Raw genomic sequence first — 15612 nt, 5'->3', positions numbered from 1 at the left:
GAGGCGATTGCCGGCATGGCGCCGGCGCTCGACCTTGCCGTGGAGATGGAAGCGGGCGGCGATCTGTCCCTTGCCGCCGATATGCGGCCGATCACCGCCTATCTCACCCAGCGCGCGCTGGAGATCGAGCAGGCGCGGATCGAGCGGCTTCAGGTACGCCTGCTCGAACGCCAGCGTCTGCGCCGCGAACTGCGCCATATGCGCTATATGCGGACCCAGGAAAGCATCCGTCGCAACGAGGAGCGCTTGCGCGCGATCGGCCGCAAGCGTCTCGAAGCGCTGCGGACAGCGGAGCGGCGGGCCGCACAGGCCGATGCGCTCGGTTCGCGTCTTGCGCCGCATGCCGACGGCCTCGACGGTCTTGGCGAAGGGATGGTGCTGCGCGCGCCCCTGCCGCCGCCGGGGGCTGATTTCAGCGAGGAGGCGGTTCGTTCCCTGATCGAGGGTCCGGGCCGATAGGGCAGGGCGAGAGCGTGGCGAGCCGGCCCTCGCGCGCCGCCTCGAACGCATGCAGCCGCAGCGCCGAGGACAGGTTCGCGCCGAACGGCTTTTGCGCGTCGATGCGCGCGATCAGCGCCGCCAGCGAGATGCCCTCGGCGCGGGCAAGTTCTGCCAGCCCGTCCTGAAAGGCGTCCTCGATCGAATAGCTGGTGCGGTGGCCGGCAATGCGCACCGATCGCTTGCGGACGGTCATCGGGCCGGATCGTCGCCGTTATTTCTTCTTGCGGAAGGCATCCAGAGAGACGACGTCGGCGGTGCCGTCCTCGGCCGCTTCGCCTGCTCCCTTGTCCGCCTCCTCGCTCGCTGCGCGCTTGGCGGCCCCCGCTTCGTCCGCCTTTGCCGTTTCGGCGCCTTCATCGGAATCATCGTCCGCCTCGGCGTCGGCGACGTCGAACTCCAGCTCGAAATTGACCGACGGATCGTAGAAGCCGCGCACCGCCGCATAGGGCACGTGCAGCTTTTCGGGCACGTCGGAGAAGGAAAGGCCGATGCCGAAGCCGGTTTCTCCCACCTCCAGGTCCCAGAACTGGTGCTGGAGCACGATCGTCATCTGCTCGGGATACTGCTCGCGGATGCGGTTGGAGATGCGCACGCCCGGCGCGGTCGTCACGAAGGTGATGAAGAAATGGTGGTTGCCCGGCAGGCCGGTCTTCTCGACCTCGGACAGGACCTTGCGAATCACGCCGCGCAGCGCGTTCTGCACAAGGATGTCGTAACGGACGATATCTTCGCTCATCCCCGGAGTTTCCGTCGGTTTGTTGCCGGGCGTAGATGTGCGTCGTCGCCGCGCCAAGGTCAAGTGCCTGCTCGCGCCGGCCGGCAGCCACTTCAGCGCGGTTTGTCGGGGGGCGATGATGGCGCGGTGCGCAACGACCGGCGGGAAGGTGGAGGCTTCTGTTGCCAGGTGCCTCCGGACCCCGCCTAACCGAGCATACCGGTCAGGAGTTTCGGTGAAGCTGTCGCACCGCCATCAGGCAGCGAGACGTGCCTCTGCGTAGTTGTCGTTTGCAACTAACATGGTGACCCGATAACGGCGGTATCATGCCGGGCAAAAGTACGGTTTTTACACCCTCGTCGATCCTGTTTCGCCCCCATCAGCAGCACCGGCCTCGTCCGCGGTTCGGTGTTCCTGGTGGAGGCGCCGGGTACCGCCCCCGGGTCCGATAGGCTTATTGTACCGCCCGTTTATTGCCATAGCCGGCAAGCCGGCACACCCATTATAGGATGAAACGCGCGGCGATTCAAAGGCCGAGCTTTCCGGCGGTTGACATTGGCATGTCCGTTCAGAACAGTCGGCGCGGCGGACGGGACGGGGTTGTGGTCCATTTGCCCCGCCGTTCATGAAGCGAGGAGGGCGCCCACCCATGACCGACTATCTGGCTGACGTTAAGAGGTACGATCCGGGCGCCGACGAAGCCGTCGTCAACAGGATCGTCAAGCATCTGGGCATCGCCCTGCGTTCGCGCGATGCTTCGCTCGTGTCCTGTTCGCACCCCTCCGAACTGGCGCGCTTGCGCGAGAAGTGGTGCGCAAAGAAGCTGGGCGTCACCGACGAGGCGGCCGGCGACGAGGTGATCGCCAAGGTTTGCCGGCAGATGGCCGGCGACAACGCGAAATCGCGCGTGACCTTCTACTATCTGGTCGCCAAGCATTTCGGCAAGCTCAGCGATCTGTGAGCGCATCCTAGTGTCCCTGATCTGAAGTTCGCTTCGTTGCGCAGCATGCTCCGTACGCACTTCAGATTCGATCAGGACACGAGCAGGTCTTTGATTCTCGTGTGGTTTACGGATTTGAAGTTCGTTCAGGAGCGTGCCGCGAACACTGTAACGAACTTCAAATCCACCACACGAGAGGCGGTAATGGATACCGGGATCGCCCGCAACATGTGCGCGTGCAGGCAAGTCCCAGTATGACGGAAGCGTCAAAATAGGCCCCTTTGTTTTCTTTGGGCGGCGGGCCGCGCGCGATGGACGCGGGCGGCGGAATCGCCCATGGAGACCCGATGCGACACTATCACGACCTGATGCGGCTTGTGATGGAGACGGGCACGGACCGGGACGACCGCACCGGCACGGGCACGCGGTCCATCTTCGGCCACCAGACGCGGTTCGATCTCGCCGACGGCTTTCCGCTGGTGACGACCAAGAAGCTGCATGTCCGCTCGATCGTCGTCGAGCTTTTGTGGTTCCTGCGCGGCGACACCAACATCGCCTGGCTCAAGGGGAACGGCGTTTCGATCTGGGACGAATGGGCCGACGAAAACGGCGATCTGGGCCCGGTCTATGGCGCGCAGTGGCGCTCCTGGCCGGCGCCGGACGGCGGCACGATCGACCAGATCGAGAAACTGGTTGCGGGCATCAAGGCCAGCCCCGCCTCGCGGCGCCACATCGTCACCGCCTGGAACCCCGCGCAGGTGGACGATATGGCGCTGCCCCCATGCCACTGCCTGTTCCAGTTCCATGTCGCGGACGGCAAGCTTTCCTGCCAGCTCTACCAGCGCTCGGCGGACATCTTCCTCGGCGTGCCGTTCAACATCGCCTCCTACGCGCTTTTGACGCACATGATCGCCCATGTGTGCGGCCTGAAGGTGGGCGAGTTCGTGCACACGTTCGGCGACGCGCACATCTATCACAACCATTTCAAGCAGGTGGAAACGCAGCTTGCGCGCACGCCCAAGCCGTCGCCGACGCTCACCATCACGCGCAACGTGCCGTCGATCTTCGATTTTCGCTTCGAGGATTTCGAAATCAGCGGCTATGATCCCGACCCGCACATCAAGGCGCCGGTGGCGGTCTAGTGACGCCGGTCGTCGCGCTCATCGTCGCGGTGTCGCAGAACGGCGTGATCGGCCGTGATGGTGCCATGCCATGGCATCTGTCGACCGACCTCAAGCGCTTCAAGGCACTGACGCTGGGCCATCCCGTCATCATGGGGCGCAAGACGTTTCAGAGCGTCGGCAAGCCGCTGCCGGGGCGGCTGAACATCGTCGTCACGCGCGATCGCGACTGGCAGGCGGACGGGGCGCTGGCGGTGGGTTCGCTCGGCGCGGCGCTGGATCTGGCGACGGCACATCTGGAAAGCTTCGAACCGGACCCGGATGCCCCGGATGCCCCGGATGTCGATGCGCCGAACATGATCTTCGTGGCCGGCGGCGGGGAAATCTACGCCCAGGCGATGGGCCTCGCCGATGTGCTCCATGTCACCCGCGTCGAGGCCGAGATCGAGGGGGATACCGTGTTTCCGGAGATCGATGAGGCCGTGTGGACGGTGGCGCACGAGGAGCCCGTGCCGGCGGGGACAAGGGACAGCCACGCCACGCGCTATATGGTGTGGGAGCGCGGGTGAGGGCGGTTGGGTCCCCGGTCAGCGCGTCAGCCTTCTCCCGCTCCGCGCGCCTTCCTCACATTCCACCAGAACAGCCCGACAAACGCCCCCAACGCCACAAGATGCACCAGGCCGCCGATGGGCCACATCAGCGTCGCGCCGACGGTCAGGACGGCGATCCGTTCGATAAGGTTGAGCCGGTTCTCCCAATGGCCCTGGATCGCCGCCGACACCGCCCAGAGGCCGGGCAGGGCAAAGGCGAAAATCTCCAGCATTTCCGGCCAGTCGCCCGAAAGGAACGGCGTATAGGCGAACAGCAGCGGCACGAAATAGAGCCCCTTGGCCACCTTCCAGGCCGAAATGCCGGTCTTCATCGGTGGCGATTGCGCGATCGCCGCGGCGGTGAAGGCGGCCAGGCACACGGGCGGGGTGACGTTGGAATCCTGGCTGAGCCAGAAGATGATCATGTGCGCCGACAACAAGGCGAGCGTGAGCGTCGCCGGATCGAACGCCTGATCGTAGACCAGCAGCAGCGATTCGGGCGGCACCGCATCGATGATGGCGCGGGCGTCGGCGAGCGGCATCGGCGCGGAGAGGGCGGCGATCCGGTCTGGCACGGCGAGCATGAACACCGCCTTTGCCGTCTCTGGCAATTGGCCGGCGGCGATCAGGTCTGCCATCCGGCCTTCGAGAATGAGCTGGTTCAGCGCCGGCGCGGACAGGGTTCCAAGGACGATATAGGCGGCGGTGACGGGCAGCCCCATGCCCAGCACGAGCGAGGCGAGCGCCACCAGCACCAGCGCGATGAGAAGGTTGCCGTCGGACCATTGCGCGATCATCAGGGAGAACGTGTTGCCGATGCCGGCGGTGGTGATGACGTTGACGATCAGCCCGACGGCGCAGAGCAGGATGCCGGTCATGATCATGTTGCGCGCGCCCAGTTCCAGCGCCTCGATGATCTTCGCCGGGCCCATGCGGCTGGGGGTCAGCCATGAGGCGGCCATGCAGGTCAGGATCGCAAAGCCGGCCGCATAGGTGGGTGTATAGCCGTAGACCAGAAGGCCGATCAGCAGCGCGACCGGGATGACGAAGGGCGGCCCGCCGCGGCGGAAGACCGTCCAGAAGCCCGGCCCGTCCTCTTCGGCGAGCGCGGTGGCGTTGGAGCGCTTGGCCTCGATGCGCACGAAGAAGCCGACCGTGGCGAAATAGAGGATCGCCGGCAGGATCGAGACGGTGACGATGGTTGTGTAGGGGATCTGGGTGAAGGAGGCCATCACGAAGGCGCCCGCGCCCATGATCGGCGGCATGAGCTGGCCGCCGGTGGAGGAGGCCGCCTCGACGCCGCCGGCAAAATGCCTTGGAAAGCCCGCGCGCTTCATCAAGGGGATCGTGATCACGCCGGTGGAGGCGGTGTTGGCGACGGCCGAACCGTTGATCGTGCCGGTCAGCCCCGAGGCCATGACCGCAACGAAGCCCGGCCCGCCGACGAAGCGGCCGGCGACCACGCGGGAGACGTCGACGATGAAGTCGCCGGCGCCGGACTTGAGAAGAAACGCGCCGAACAGGATGAACATGAACACGAAGGTCGACGAGATGCGGGCGATGGTGCCGAACATGGCGTCGTCGCCATACATGGCGCGGAACATGATCGTTTCGGCCGAAAGCCCGCCGAAGCGGAACACGCCGGGCACATATTGGCCCCACCAGACGATATAGGTGAGCGAGGCGACGATCAGGATCGGGATGATCCAGCCGGTGGTGCGTCGGGTGAATTCGAGCGCGCCGATGATGCACAGGCTCCCGGCGAGCCAGTCGGCCCAGATCAGCCGCACGCCCCGGTCGTAGACGGCGCTTTCGGCGTTGACGACATAGAGCGCGGCGGCGGCCACGGCCATGCCGAAGGCGATGTCGAAGGTCCGCAGCAGGGGCCGCGCGGCCCAGCCTTTCCGCACGACCGGGGTGACCAGAACGCACAGCAGCGCAAAGCCGGCGAAATGGAACCCGTTCTGGTGGATCGTCGACACATTGCCGATCGAATTCATCCAGACATGGGCGGCGGAGATGACAAGGCCGACGATCAGCGCGACCAGCGACAGGCCGCGCCTTTCGAACAGCGAAGGGCTGCGCGTCTGTTGGGTGGTGTCGGCGCGCATCGGCTTACCAGTTTCCCGATTGGGCGGGTCGGCGCAAGAGGGGGCGGGCGCCCCAAGCGCTCGCCGAAGGCTCTACTGCGCCGTCAGGCTGTCGGGAATGTCGATCCCCTGCTCGGCGAAGAAGCGCGCAGCGCCCGGATGCAGCGGCACCGGCAGGCCGGCGATGGCCGCGTCCAGCGACATGTTCCCGGTCGCTGGATGGATCGCCCGCAGGAAGGGCAGGTTCTCGTACATGGTCTTGACGATCAGGTAGACATCCTCCTCGGCAATGTCGGCATGGGTCGCCAGGAAGTTGGGCTGGGCGATGGTGGTGACGTCCTGGTCGATGCCCGGATAGGTGCCGGCGGGGATGACATATTCGGTCCACAGGCCGCGGCCGCCATCGGCCGTTTCGATCTCCTCGGGCGTGAAGGACAAGAGCGTCGCCCGGTCGCCGACGGCCGAGAAAAGCTGGGTGACGGCGCCGACCGGCGCGCCGGCGGGCGTGGACATGCCGGCCGCCTGGCCGTTCCGGACCGCCTCGGCGCTGGGGCCGTAGCCGCCGAACACCAGTTCGAAATCATTGTCGAGATCGATGCCGAAGCCCGACAGGATGGTCCGGTTCGAGCCGATCGTGCCGGAATTCTGCCGGCCCATCGCCATGGCCTCGCCCTTGAGGTTGACGATGTCGGAGACGGTGCCGTTCTCGACCTTGTCGGAGGCGATGACGAAGTGCTCGACATTGGGCCACAACATGGTCACCGAGCGCAGGTGCTCCTGCGGTCCGTCCGCTTGCACCGGTCCGGTGCCCGTCGCCGCGTAATAGCCGAACAGGCCCTGAAGGATCGCGAACTGGGCCTCGCCCTCGCGCAAAAGGCGCACATTCTCGCCCGAGCCGGCCGACGAGATCGCGCTCATGCCGATCTTTTCGCGCGGTTCCAGCTTGACCTTGGTCAGCGTCGAGATGGCAACCCCGACCGGATAATATGTTCCACCCGTCGATGCCGTCGACAGGATGTAGTTGCGCGCCTCCTGCGCCGCAGCTCCCGTCATGGCGCTCAGGACAAGACCGGCCGCAAGCGCGACGGATGCGAATTTTCTTCGTGTGATGAATGTCATGCTTAGCCTCCCAAACGACATTGCGTGCGCGCGGCGCATTTCAGCTTATACGATTGGGCGAACATCCAAGTCACGGGATTTCGGCGGGCGCCGAATGCGCCCCGCGGCTCCGCGAGGCTGCGCGGCACCTGATTGCGGCGTCTTGGCCATGCGCGTCCGGCGCGAATTCGGACCGGTTTTCGTTGAAAGGCCAGCGGCGCGTTCCTATAACCATCACAGTGGCGGCGTTCGGGGTGCTTCGGCGTCCGGCGCTTCATTTTACCCATCGTGAGGTTTGGATGCCCTGGAGCAATCAAAATGGCGGCGGCGGCCCTTGGGGCGGCGGCAACAACAGCGGCGGCCCCTGGGGGCAGGGACCGCGCGGGCCGAACCGGCCCGGCAGCGGTGGCCAGCCGCCGGATCTTGAAGACCTGATCCGCCAGGGTCAGGATCGGCTCAAGCGCGCGCTGCCGGGCGGCGGCGGAGGCGGCGGCCGGATCATTGTCGGCCTTGTGGTCGGTGGTGCCCTGCTCCTTTATCTCGTGCAAGCCTTCTATCAGGTCGAAACGGACGAGCGCGCCGTCGAGCTTTTGTTCGGACAGCCCAAGCAGCAGCTTTCGGAACCGGGCCTGCATTTCCACTTCTGGCCCGTCGAGACCGTCGAGAAGGTCAACATCGCCGAAAAGCAGGTTCAGATCGGCGCCGGTACCGATCGCAACGGCTCCACCGGCCTGATGCTTTCGGGCGATCAGAACATCGTCGATGTTCAGTTTTCCGTGCTCTACTCGGTGGTCGGTCCGCAGGACTATCTGTTCAACGTGGCCGGGCCCGACGATGCCGTCCGCCAGGTCTCGGAGAGCGCGATGCGCGAGATCGTCGGCCGCCGGCCGGCGCAGGACGTCTTCCGCGACAATCGCGAGGCGATCGCCAACGAGGTGCGCGCCTCCATGCAGGCCACGCTCGACGCCTATGGCGTGGGCATTCAGATCAACCGCGTGTCGATCGAGGATGCGGCGCCGCCGCGCGAGGTGGCCGATGCGTTCGAGGAAGTCCAGCGTGCCGAGCAGGACGAGGACCGTTTCCGCGAGGAAGCCAACCAGTACGCCAATCAGCAACTCGGCCAGGCGCGCGGTGAGGCCGCCCAGATCCGCGAGGACGCGGCCGCCTATGCCACGCAGGTCGTTCAGGAAGCCGAGGGTGAAGCGCAGCGCTTCATCTCGATCTACGACCAGTATCGCCTGGCGCCCGACGTCACGCGCAAGCGCCTGTTCCTTGAGACGATGGAAGGCGTTCTGGGCAATTCCAACAAGGTGATCCTCGACGAGGACAGCGCCGGCGCCGGTGTCGTGCCCTATCTGCCGCTGCCCGAGTTGCAGAACCGCCGTCAGGCGGCGGCCGCCCAGAACGGAGGTTCGTAGTAATGTTGAAAGGCAACCGCATTCCCGCCATCGCGTTCCTGCTCGGCCTCGTGCTGCTGCTCGCCTATTCCTCGGTCTTCGTGGTCAACGAGCGCGAGCAGGCCATCGTCCTGCGGTTCGGAGAGATCCAGGACGTCAGAACCGAGCCGGGCCTCTACTTCAAGGCGCCGCTTGCATTTGTCGGCTTCGACACGGTGCAGATCATCGAGGACCGGCTGCTGCGGCTCGATCTCGTCGACCAGCCCCCGGTGCAGGTCTCGGGCGGACGCTTCTACGAGGTGGATGCGTTCCTGGCCTTCAAGATCACCGATGCGCGGCGCTTCCGCGAGCAAGTTTCCGGTGATCTCAACTCTGCGGCCCAGCGCCTGCGCACCCGTTTCGACGCCGCTTTGCGTCGTGTCTACGGTCTGCGCGGCTTTGAGGCCGCCCTGTCCGAGGAGCGGGCCGAGATGATGTCGGAGGTGCGCGACCTGCTTCGGCCGGACGCCAGCCAGCTTGGCCTTTCGATCGAAGACGTTCGCATCGTGCGTACCGATCTGACCGCGCAGGTCTCCCAGCAGACCTTCGACCGCATGACCGCCGAACGTCTGGCCGAGGCCGAGCGCATCCGCGCGCGCGGTCGCGAGAACGCCCAGCGCATCCGTGCCGTCGCCGACCGTCAGGTCGTCGAGATCCTGTCCGAGGCGCGGCGCGAATCGGAGATCTTGCGCGGTGAGGGCGATGCCGAGCGCAACAGCATCTTCGCCGATGCGTTCAGCCGCGATCCGGACTTTTTCGAGTTCTATCGCTCGATGATCGCCTATCAGCGCGCGCTCGCCGAGGACGAGGGCGGCACGACCATGGTGCTGTCGCCGAATTCGGAGTTCTTCGAATTCTTCCAGAACGCGCAGGGCACGACGCCCGTGACCGCGGCCCGCTAGCCCGGACGCGCCATGACGGACCTTGTCACGGCCCTCGGCCTGGTTTTTGTGATCGAGGGGGTTCTCTATGGCGCGTTCCCGCATATGGGGCGCAGGATCGGGGAGTTCCTGCGCACCGCGCCCGACGATCTTCTGCGCATGGCTGGGCTGGCCTCGGCGGCGGTCGGGCTGGCCATCGTCTGGTTCTCCCGTTCGGTGTTGTGATCCCGGTCGGCGCGGCTTGGCTTGCAAAGGCCCGGCGGGGCCTTATCTTGCCCGCACGAGACGGCGATGCCGCTGCGGCGGGGGCGGGGCGGAAACCGCCGGTGAAGACATCCAGGAGGTTTGGTTCCGATGGCTTGGGGCTTGTTGACATCGCGCAAGATGACCGCACTGGCCGTTTTGAGCCTTGCCGCCGCCCTGGCGGTCCAGCCGGGCTCCGTTCCGGGCCTTGGCGCGCCGCCGGCGGCCGCCCAGGCGGGGCCGCAGTCCCTGGCCGATCTTTCCGAACGGCTGCTCGATTCGGTCGTCAATATCTCCACCTCGCAGAATGTGAGCGGCGGAGAGCGCAATGTTCCGCGCCCGCGCCTGCCCGAAGGGTCGCCCTTTCAAGAGTTCTTCGATGAATTCTTCGACAGCCTGCCGGGCGGAGAACCGCGCGGACCGGGCGGCCGCCGGGTCCAGTCGCTCGGCTCGGGCTTCGTGATCGACGCCGACCGGGGCATCATCGTCACCAACAATCATGTGATCGCCGATGCCGATGCGGTCGTCGTCAACTTCAACGACGGCAGTTCGATCGACGCGGAGATCATCGGCACCGATCCGAAGACGGACCTGGCGGTGCTCAAGATCGACCCCGCCGACAAGCAGGACATGAAGGCCGTGCCGTTCGGCGATTCGGACGCGATGCGCGTCGGCGACTGGGTGCTGGCGATCGGCAATCCGTTCGGCCTTGGCGGGTCGGTGTCCGTGGGCATCGTGTCGGCCTTCGGCCGCGACATCAATTCGGGTCCCTACGACAATTTCATCCAGACCGATGCGGCCATCAACCGCGGCAATTCGGGCGGTCCGCTGTTCAACATGGATGGCGAGGTGATCGGCATCAACACGGCGATCATCTCGCCATCTGGCGGCTCGATCGGCATCGGTTTCGCCATTCCGGCCGAGCTTGCGACCGGCGTGATCGACCAGTTGCGCCAGTTCGGCGAGACGCGGCGCGGCTGGCTGGGCGTGCGCATCCAGGAGGTGACCGACGACATCGCCGAGAGCCTGGACATGGACGAGGCGACCGGCGCGCTGGTCGCCGGCATCATCGAGGGCGGACCGGTCGATGACGGTTCGATCGAGCCGGGCGACGTGATCATCGCCTTCGACGGCAAGCCGGTGGAGACGGTGCGCGAACTGCCCAGGATCGTCGCCGATACCCCGCCCGAAACGGAAGTCGACGTGGTGATCCTGCGCGATGGCGAGGAGCGGACCGTTCAGGTCAGGCTCAAGCGGCTGGAGGACGGCGAACAGTTGGCGCTGGCGGCCGAGACCGAACCGGGCGAGAGCATAGAGCTGTTCGGCATGACGCTGGCCGAACTGGACGAGGACCGGCGCGAGACCTTCTCGATCGGCGCGGATGTGTCCGGCGGCGTGATCGTGACGGCCGTGGAGCCGGATTCGGCCGCCGACGGCAGGGGCGTGACGGCGGGCGACGTAATCGTCGAGATCGCCCAGGAGCAGGTCTCCACGCCCCAGGACGTTCAACTGGCGATCGAAGCGCTGCGGGAGAGCGACCGGCGCAACGCGCTGTTGATGCTCGCCGGGGCGGACGGCGCGCTGCGCTTCGTGACCATAAGGATCGACTGACCGGTGGAGCCGGCCCGGTGAAGGGCGGGGGAGAGACCGGCCACCGCCCAAATCACCGCGCGATCTCGTCCTCGCGATAGCCCTGAATGTACAAAAGCGCGGTCAGGTCGCCATGATCGATACGCATGTCCGCCCGTGCGGCCACGGCGGGCTTGGCGTGCAGCGCAACGCCCGCGCCGGCTTTTTCCAGCATCGCCAGATCGTTGGCGCCGTCGCCGACCGCGATCGCGTCCTGCGGTGTCAGGCCGCATCGCGCGGCGATCGCATCGAGCGCCTCGGCCTTCGCCGCCCGCCCCAGGATCGGCTCTGCCACCTTGCCGGTCAGCCGGCCGTCCGCGTGGATCAGACGGTTGGCTCGGTGCTCGTCAAAGCCGATTTGCGCGGCGATCCTGGCGGTGAAGTCGGTGAACCCGCCCGAGACGAGCACGCAGAAGGCGCCGTGCGCGCGCATGGTGCGCACCAGCTCCGGCCCGCCCGGCGTCAGGTGAATACGCGTCGCGATGACCCGGTCGATCGCCGCGACGGGCAGGCCTTCGAGCAGGGCGACGCGCGCGCGCAGCGCGCTCTCGAAGGCGATTTCGCCCGCCATGGCGCGCGCGGTTATGGCGGCGATCCGGTCCTTGAGGTCCACCTCGGCGGCCAGTTCGTCGATGCATTCCTGGCCGATCATGGTCGAATCCATGTCGGCGAGCAGCAGCTTTCTGCGGCGTGCTTTGCGACCATTGTCCGGCTGGACCACCGCGTCGACGGGCGCGCCGCCGAGCGCATCCGCGATTGCGCCGTCAAGCGACGCCGGCGCGGCGAGATGGAGATCCGCCGCCACGTCCCTGGCGAGCCAGTCGATCCGCCTCGCGCCCGTCGCTTCGGCCACCCGGCCGGCAAGCTCGTCTCCGAGCGCGCGCGTTGCGGGATTGGAAATCAGGGTGAGGATGTGGGACATGGGCTCGACCGATGCAGCCTGGGCGTACGATGGCACGGACAATCAGCCTGATAGCGGGGCCGACGGCGAGCGGCAAGTCGGCGCTGGCGCTCGATCTGGCCGAACGGCGTGGCGCCCATATCGTCAACGCCGACTCCATGCAGGTCTATGGCGTGCTGCGCGTGCTGACCGCCCGACCCGATGCGACCGACCTTGCCCGCGCGCCGCACCATCTTTACGGCTATGTGCCGCCCGCGCGCGCCCATTCGGCCGGCCGGTGGGTGCGTGATGCGCGGGCGCTGCTCGATCGGCTGCCGGCCGATGTGCCGCTCATCTTCGTCGGCGGCACGGGCCTTTACTTGCGGGCGCTGACCGAGGGGCTTTCGCCGATGCCCGACGTGCCCGACGCGGTGCGTGCCCGGTTCCGGCAAAGGCTGGCCGACGAGGGCGCGCCGGCCCTGCACGCCGAACTGGCAAGGGGCGATCCCAAGGGTGCCGCCGCGCTCGAACCCGGCGACGGCCAGCGCATCGTGCGGGCGCTCGAAGTGCTCGAAGCGTCCGGCACGCCGCTGCGCCATTGGCAGGCGCGGCGTTCCGCGCCCGTTCTTGCGCCCGATGCGGTTGCCGAACGCTTGCTTGTCCTGCCCGACCGGGCGGCGCTGAACGCGCGCATCGACGCCCGGTTCGAGGCGATGATCGAGGGCGGCGCGTTCGATGAGGTGCGCGCGCTCCTCGACCTCGATCCGCGCCTGCCGGCCATGAAGGCGATCGGCGTGCGCGAACTGGGCGCGGTGCTCGACGGCGCGATGACGCGGGTCGAGGCGATCGCGCGCGCCAAGACGGCCACGCGCCGATATGCCAAGCGACAGATGACCTGGTTCCGCAACCAGTTCGACGCCGCTTGGCGGATCGTTAACGATAGGGGTGTTCCCGCCGCGCCCGCGCCTTGAAATTGTGCGGTGCGCACAGTTTTAGCGGCTTGCCACAGCAATCGTTAACGGGCCCGATCCTACCACTCCCTGTCACGACAAAGGCAGGTGGGATGCGGATCAGCAAGGCGGAAATCTTGGTTCTGGGCTATATCGGCGTGCTCGTTTGCGCCGGTGCCGCCTCCTGGGTGAGCGCGACGCTGCTCGCCGAGGCGGGTGGCGCGCTCGGCGACCGGGTCGCCTGGATCATCGCCTTGTCGCGCTCGGTCTCGGCGATCCTCGTCTTGGCCGTGCTTGTCGGCCTGTTCTGGCTCTATCCGACCGCGCGGCGCAACACCCATGAATGCGGCCGCCTTGCGACGCAGTCAAAATCCTTCATGCAGGCCGCGCTCACCGATGTGCTGACCGGGCTTCGGAATCGGCGCTATTTCGACGATGCGCTGGACGAATATATGAAGGAATTCGGCCTGATCGACCGCCCGCTGGGTGTGATGATCCTCGATCTGGACCATTTCAAGTCGGTCAACGACACCTACGGCCATGACAGCGGCGATCTGGTTCTGCGGCAGGTCTCGCTGACGCTTTTGCAGCACACGCGCTATCATGACGTTCTGGCGCGGATCGGCGGCGAGGAGTTCGGCGTCCTGTTCCCCAACACGGACGAACACGGCCTGGAACAGCTTGCCGAGCGTATTCGCCAGGCGATCGAGGCGGCGCCCGTCACCCTCGACACGGTGCCGGTCACGATTACGGCGAGCATCGGCATTGCGACCTGGGACGGGCGCGAAAACGCCCGCGCCTTGCTCAAGCGTGCCGACATGCACCTCTACCGGGCCAAGGCGAACGGTCGAAATCGGGTGACCGGCGTGGTTGGAGACGCGTCCGCGCTCGGGGTCAATCTTGCTCGGGTCGCCTGAAGCGGCCGATCAGATCGCGCGTGCCGGCCGCGCCATTGGCCGACCCGGCCGGGTGGGCGCGCTCCGGCCGGCGGCGCAACGGCCCGTCATAGCGAAACAGACCATCCTGGCCGTCGTTCGCCCGGTGCCCCTCGTCCGCGGGATCCGCGGCGGCATCGCGGCTTCGGGGCAAGGCCGGCGCCGGCAGCGAGGGGCGCTGCTCGATGATGGGGGACCGCCCGGAATGACCATCGGGCGCCGTCCCTTCGGCGTCCGGTGCCAGGCCCGGCTCGCGCACCGCGCGCAGCAGCCCGACCATGTCGACCGCGCCCGCCTCTTCCGAGTGTCGCGCCGGCTCGCGCAGATCGTGGCCAGGCAGCCTCCGGCGTTCGACCGGCTCGAACGTCATGCGCATCGGCGTTGAAACGCCCTGCCCGAAGGCGATCGCCTCGCGGTTGGCGAGCGAGGGCAGGAAGTTGATGTAGGAGCGCGATGCGCCGGTGATGGCGCGGCGCATGATGTCCTGGTCGGATTCATTGCCCAGGCGCATGGCGAACATCGTGCTGCACTGGGACAGGATCGTCGCGTCCAGTTCGCTTGGCCGCTGCGTTACGATGCCCAGGCTGACACCGTACTTGCGACCCTCCTTGGCGATGCGCGCGATCGCCGCGCGCGTCGGTCCGAAGCCGGCCTCCGGGTCGGCGGGGATATAGCGGTGCGCCTCCTCGCACAGCACCAGCGTCTTGACCTTCGACTGGCTCCACACGGACAATTCGAACGCCACCCGGCAGAGCACGCTGACCACCGCGTTGACGACCTCGGAGGGGATGCCGTTGAGCTGGAAGATCGTCACCGGCTTGCCGTTCGTCGGCACGCGGTAGATGCGCGAGAGAACTTCGGCCATATTGTCGGCGATCGTCTTGTGGGCGAACATGAAGCGGTAGCGCGGATCGTGCACCGCGGCATCGATGCGGCTGGCCAGCGACCTGAGCCTGGAACGGTGCTCGCGCGCATCGAGCTTGCCGATGCGCTCGTCGATCAGCGCCAGCAGGTCGGCGATGCGGTAGGGCACCGGCGTGTCCGCCGTCAGCCGGCCGCCGCGGTTCTGCTTGCGCATCGGGCTTGGCCCGTCGCCCCGGAAACGCTGCCGCGCTTGGGGAATGAGATCGCGCAGAATGTCGACCTCCTCGGGGTCGGCCGGCCGGCCCCGGAACAGCACCTCGGCGAACTCCTCAAGCCGGAACAGCCAGAAGGGCAGGTCGAGGCATGTGTCGTCGATGATGACGGATATGTCCGCAAAGGCGCTCGCGAACTCATTGTGCGGATCGAGGATGACGATGCCGATGTCCGGGCGGGCGGCGACGATCTTGCGCACCAGCAGGGACACCGTCGTCGACTTGCCGACGCCGGTGGTGCCGAGCACCGCGAAATGCCGCGAAATCATCGCGTCCACCGAGACGACCGCGTCGATCTCCTGGTTCTGCGACAGGTGACCGATATGGACCGCGCTGCGATCGGCGTTGGCGAAGATCGACCTGAGGTCTTCGTTGCGGATGCGGTGGGCGACCGCGCCCAGATGGGGGTAGACCGACAGCCCCCCGGTGAAGCAGGGTCCGCCTTCCATATCGTCGCGGATCTCGCC

The 15612-nt window shown here is 66.7% G+C and carries 15 protein-coding genes, 1 other RNA gene and 1 pseudogene; 10 read left to right on the top strand and 7 right to left on the bottom strand.

The annotated features are described in order from the left end of the window. A pseudogene (locus AC5E6L_RS07720) lies at positions 1-459 on the top strand (hypothetical protein); the annotation flags it as partial. On the opposite strand, the gene AC5E6L_RS07715 reads toward AC5E6L_RS07720, so the two are convergent. From AC5E6L_RS07715 to ssrA, 3 genes are all read right to left on the bottom strand, one after another. Further along, the gene (locus tag AC5E6L_RS07715; protein ID WP_491772399.1) at positions 413-694 is read right to left on the bottom strand and encodes a ribbon-helix-helix domain-containing protein; all 282 of its coding nucleotides are present in this window, start codon (positions 692-694) and stop codon (positions 413-415) included. The pseudogene AC5E6L_RS07720 and the gene AC5E6L_RS07715 sit on opposite strands and share 47 nt — an antisense overlap. Positions 695-712: 18 nt before the next feature. Then, positions 713-1237, bottom strand: coding sequence for an SspB family protein (locus AC5E6L_RS07710; RefSeq protein WP_491772397.1), 525 nt, complete (start codon positions 1235-1237; stop codon positions 713-715). Between the two features lie 147 nt (positions 1238-1384). Next, positions 1385-1750, bottom strand: a transfer-messenger RNA (tmRNA) gene (gene ssrA / locus AC5E6L_RS07705). A 115-nt stretch (positions 1751-1865) separates the two neighbouring features. Between ssrA and AC5E6L_RS07700 the strand changes: the two genes are divergently transcribed. The 3 genes from AC5E6L_RS07700 (at position 1866) to AC5E6L_RS07690 (ending at position 3846) form a co-directional block, all read left to right on the top strand. Next, positions 1866-2177, top strand: a complete 312-nt coding sequence (locus AC5E6L_RS07700; protein WP_491231016.1) for a DUF2853 family protein — start codon at positions 1866-1868, stop codon at positions 2175-2177. A gap of 326 nt (positions 2178-2503) precedes the next feature. After that, the gene (locus AC5E6L_RS07695) at positions 2504-3298 is read left to right on the top strand and encodes a thymidylate synthase (protein WP_491772395.1); all 795 of its coding nucleotides are present in this window, start codon (positions 2504-2506) and stop codon (positions 3296-3298) included. Between the two features lie 65 nt (positions 3299-3363). Further along, positions 3364-3846, top strand: a complete 483-nt coding sequence (locus tag AC5E6L_RS07690) for a dihydrofolate reductase (protein WP_491772401.1) — start codon at positions 3364-3366, stop codon at positions 3844-3846. A 26-nt stretch (positions 3847-3872) separates the two neighbouring features. Here the strand turns inward: AC5E6L_RS07690 and AC5E6L_RS07685 are convergent, their stop codons facing one another. Beyond that, a complete protein-coding gene (locus tag AC5E6L_RS07685) occupies positions 3873-5978 on the bottom strand; it encodes a TRAP transporter permease (RefSeq protein WP_491772393.1) in 2106 nt (701 codons plus the stop codon). Positions 5979-6050: 72 nt separating this feature from the next. Further along, on the bottom strand, positions 6051-7076 hold the full coding sequence (locus AC5E6L_RS07680; RefSeq protein ID WP_491772391.1) for a TAXI family TRAP transporter solute-binding subunit: 1026 nt from the start codon (positions 7074-7076) through the stop codon (positions 6051-6053). A 278-nt stretch (positions 7077-7354) separates the two neighbouring features. Here AC5E6L_RS07680 and hflK point away from each other — a divergent pair, with 278 nt between their 5' ends. The 4 genes from hflK to AC5E6L_RS07660 all read left to right on the top strand — a co-directional run bounded on the left by hflK (position 7355) and on the right by AC5E6L_RS07660 (position 11226). Continuing rightward, positions 7355-8473 carry an FtsH protease activity modulator HflK gene (hflK, locus tag AC5E6L_RS07675; protein WP_491229401.1) on the top strand — a complete coding sequence of 373 codons (1119 nt, stop codon included), beginning with the start codon at positions 7355-7357 and terminating at the stop codon, positions 8471-8473. Positions 8474-8475: 2 nt separating this feature from the next. Beyond that, on the top strand, positions 8476-9393 hold the full coding sequence (hflC, locus tag AC5E6L_RS07670; RefSeq protein WP_491229402.1) for a protease modulator HflC: 918 nt from the start codon (positions 8476-8478) through the stop codon (positions 9391-9393). A gap of 12 nt (positions 9394-9405) precedes the next feature. After that, the gene (locus AC5E6L_RS07665; RefSeq protein WP_491229403.1) at positions 9406-9597 is read left to right on the top strand and encodes a DUF2065 domain-containing protein; all 192 of its coding nucleotides are present in this window, start codon (positions 9406-9408) and stop codon (positions 9595-9597) included. Between the two features lie 159 nt (positions 9598-9756). Then, entirely contained in the window at positions 9757-11226 is a 1470-nt protein-coding gene (locus AC5E6L_RS07660) for a Do family serine endopeptidase (protein ID WP_491229404.1), read from the top strand. Positions 11227-11278: 52 nt separating this feature from the next. Here AC5E6L_RS07660 and serB read toward each other — a convergent pair whose 3' ends face one another. Next, complete coding sequence (gene serB, locus AC5E6L_RS07655) at positions 11279-12166, bottom strand: phosphoserine phosphatase SerB (RefSeq protein ID WP_491772388.1); 888 nt, start codon at positions 12164-12166, stop codon at positions 11279-11281. Between the two features lie 29 nt (positions 12167-12195). On the opposite strand from serB, the gene miaA reads away from it, so the two are divergent. Further along, entirely contained in the window at positions 12196-13095 is a 900-nt protein-coding gene (gene miaA / locus AC5E6L_RS07650) for a tRNA (adenosine(37)-N6)-dimethylallyltransferase MiaA (protein WP_491772386.1), read from the top strand. Positions 13096-13187: 92 nt separating this feature from the next. Continuing rightward, positions 13188-13991, top strand: a complete 804-nt coding sequence (locus tag AC5E6L_RS07645; protein WP_491772383.1) for a GGDEF domain-containing protein — start codon at positions 13188-13190, stop codon at positions 13989-13991. Here the strand turns inward: AC5E6L_RS07645 and AC5E6L_RS07640 are convergent. Further along, on the bottom strand, positions 13969-15612 hold a 1644-nt coding region (locus tag AC5E6L_RS07640), incomplete at its 5' end, for an ATP-binding protein (RefSeq protein WP_491772381.1). The genes AC5E6L_RS07645 and AC5E6L_RS07640 overlap by 23 nt on opposite strands.

The organism is Roseitalea sp. (genome assembly GCF_984466335.1).
This window is presented reverse-complemented; position numbering and strand designations above follow the sequence as displayed.

Coding starts and splice junctions, on each gene's coding strand:
- hflC (WP_491229402.1), top strand. CDS start 8,476: ATGTTGAAAGGCAACCGCATTCCCGCCATCGCGTTCCTGCTCGGCCTC.
- AC5E6L_RS07680 (WP_491772391.1), bottom strand. CDS start 7,076: ATGACATTCATCACACGAAGAAAATTCGCATCCGTCGCGCTTGCGGCC.
- AC5E6L_RS07710 (WP_491772397.1), bottom strand. CDS start 1,237: ATGAGCGAAGATATCGTCCGTTACGACATCCTTGTGCAGAACGCGCTG.
- AC5E6L_RS07695 (WP_491772395.1), top strand. CDS start 2,504: ATGCGACACTATCACGACCTGATGCGGCTTGTGATGGAGACGGGCACG.
- AC5E6L_RS07715 (WP_491772399.1), bottom strand. CDS start 694: ATGACCGTCCGCAAGCGATCGGTGCGCATTGCCGGCCACCGCACCAGC.
- AC5E6L_RS07700 (WP_491231016.1), top strand. CDS start 1,866: ATGACCGACTATCTGGCTGACGTTAAGAGGTACGATCCGGGCGCCGAC.
- AC5E6L_RS07685 (WP_491772393.1), bottom strand. CDS start 5,978: ATGCGCGCCGACACCACCCAACAGACGCGCAGCCCTTCGCTGTTCGAA.
- serB (WP_491772388.1), bottom strand. CDS start 12,166: ATGTCCCACATCCTCACCCTGATTTCCAATCCCGCAACGCGCGCGCTC.
- AC5E6L_RS07665 (WP_491229403.1), top strand. CDS start 9,406: ATGACGGACCTTGTCACGGCCCTCGGCCTGGTTTTTGTGATCGAGGGG.
- hflK (WP_491229401.1), top strand. CDS start 7,355: ATGCCCTGGAGCAATCAAAATGGCGGCGGCGGCCCTTGGGGCGGCGGC.
- AC5E6L_RS07645 (WP_491772383.1), top strand. CDS start 13,188: ATGCGGATCAGCAAGGCGGAAATCTTGGTTCTGGGCTATATCGGCGTG.
- AC5E6L_RS07690 (WP_491772401.1), top strand. CDS start 3,364: ATGCCATGGCATCTGTCGACCGACCTCAAGCGCTTCAAGGCACTGACG.
- miaA (WP_491772386.1), top strand. CDS start 12,196: ATGGCACGGACAATCAGCCTGATAGCGGGGCCGACGGCGAGCGGCAAG.
- AC5E6L_RS07660 (WP_491229404.1), top strand. CDS start 9,757: ATGACCGCACTGGCCGTTTTGAGCCTTGCCGCCGCCCTGGCGGTCCAG.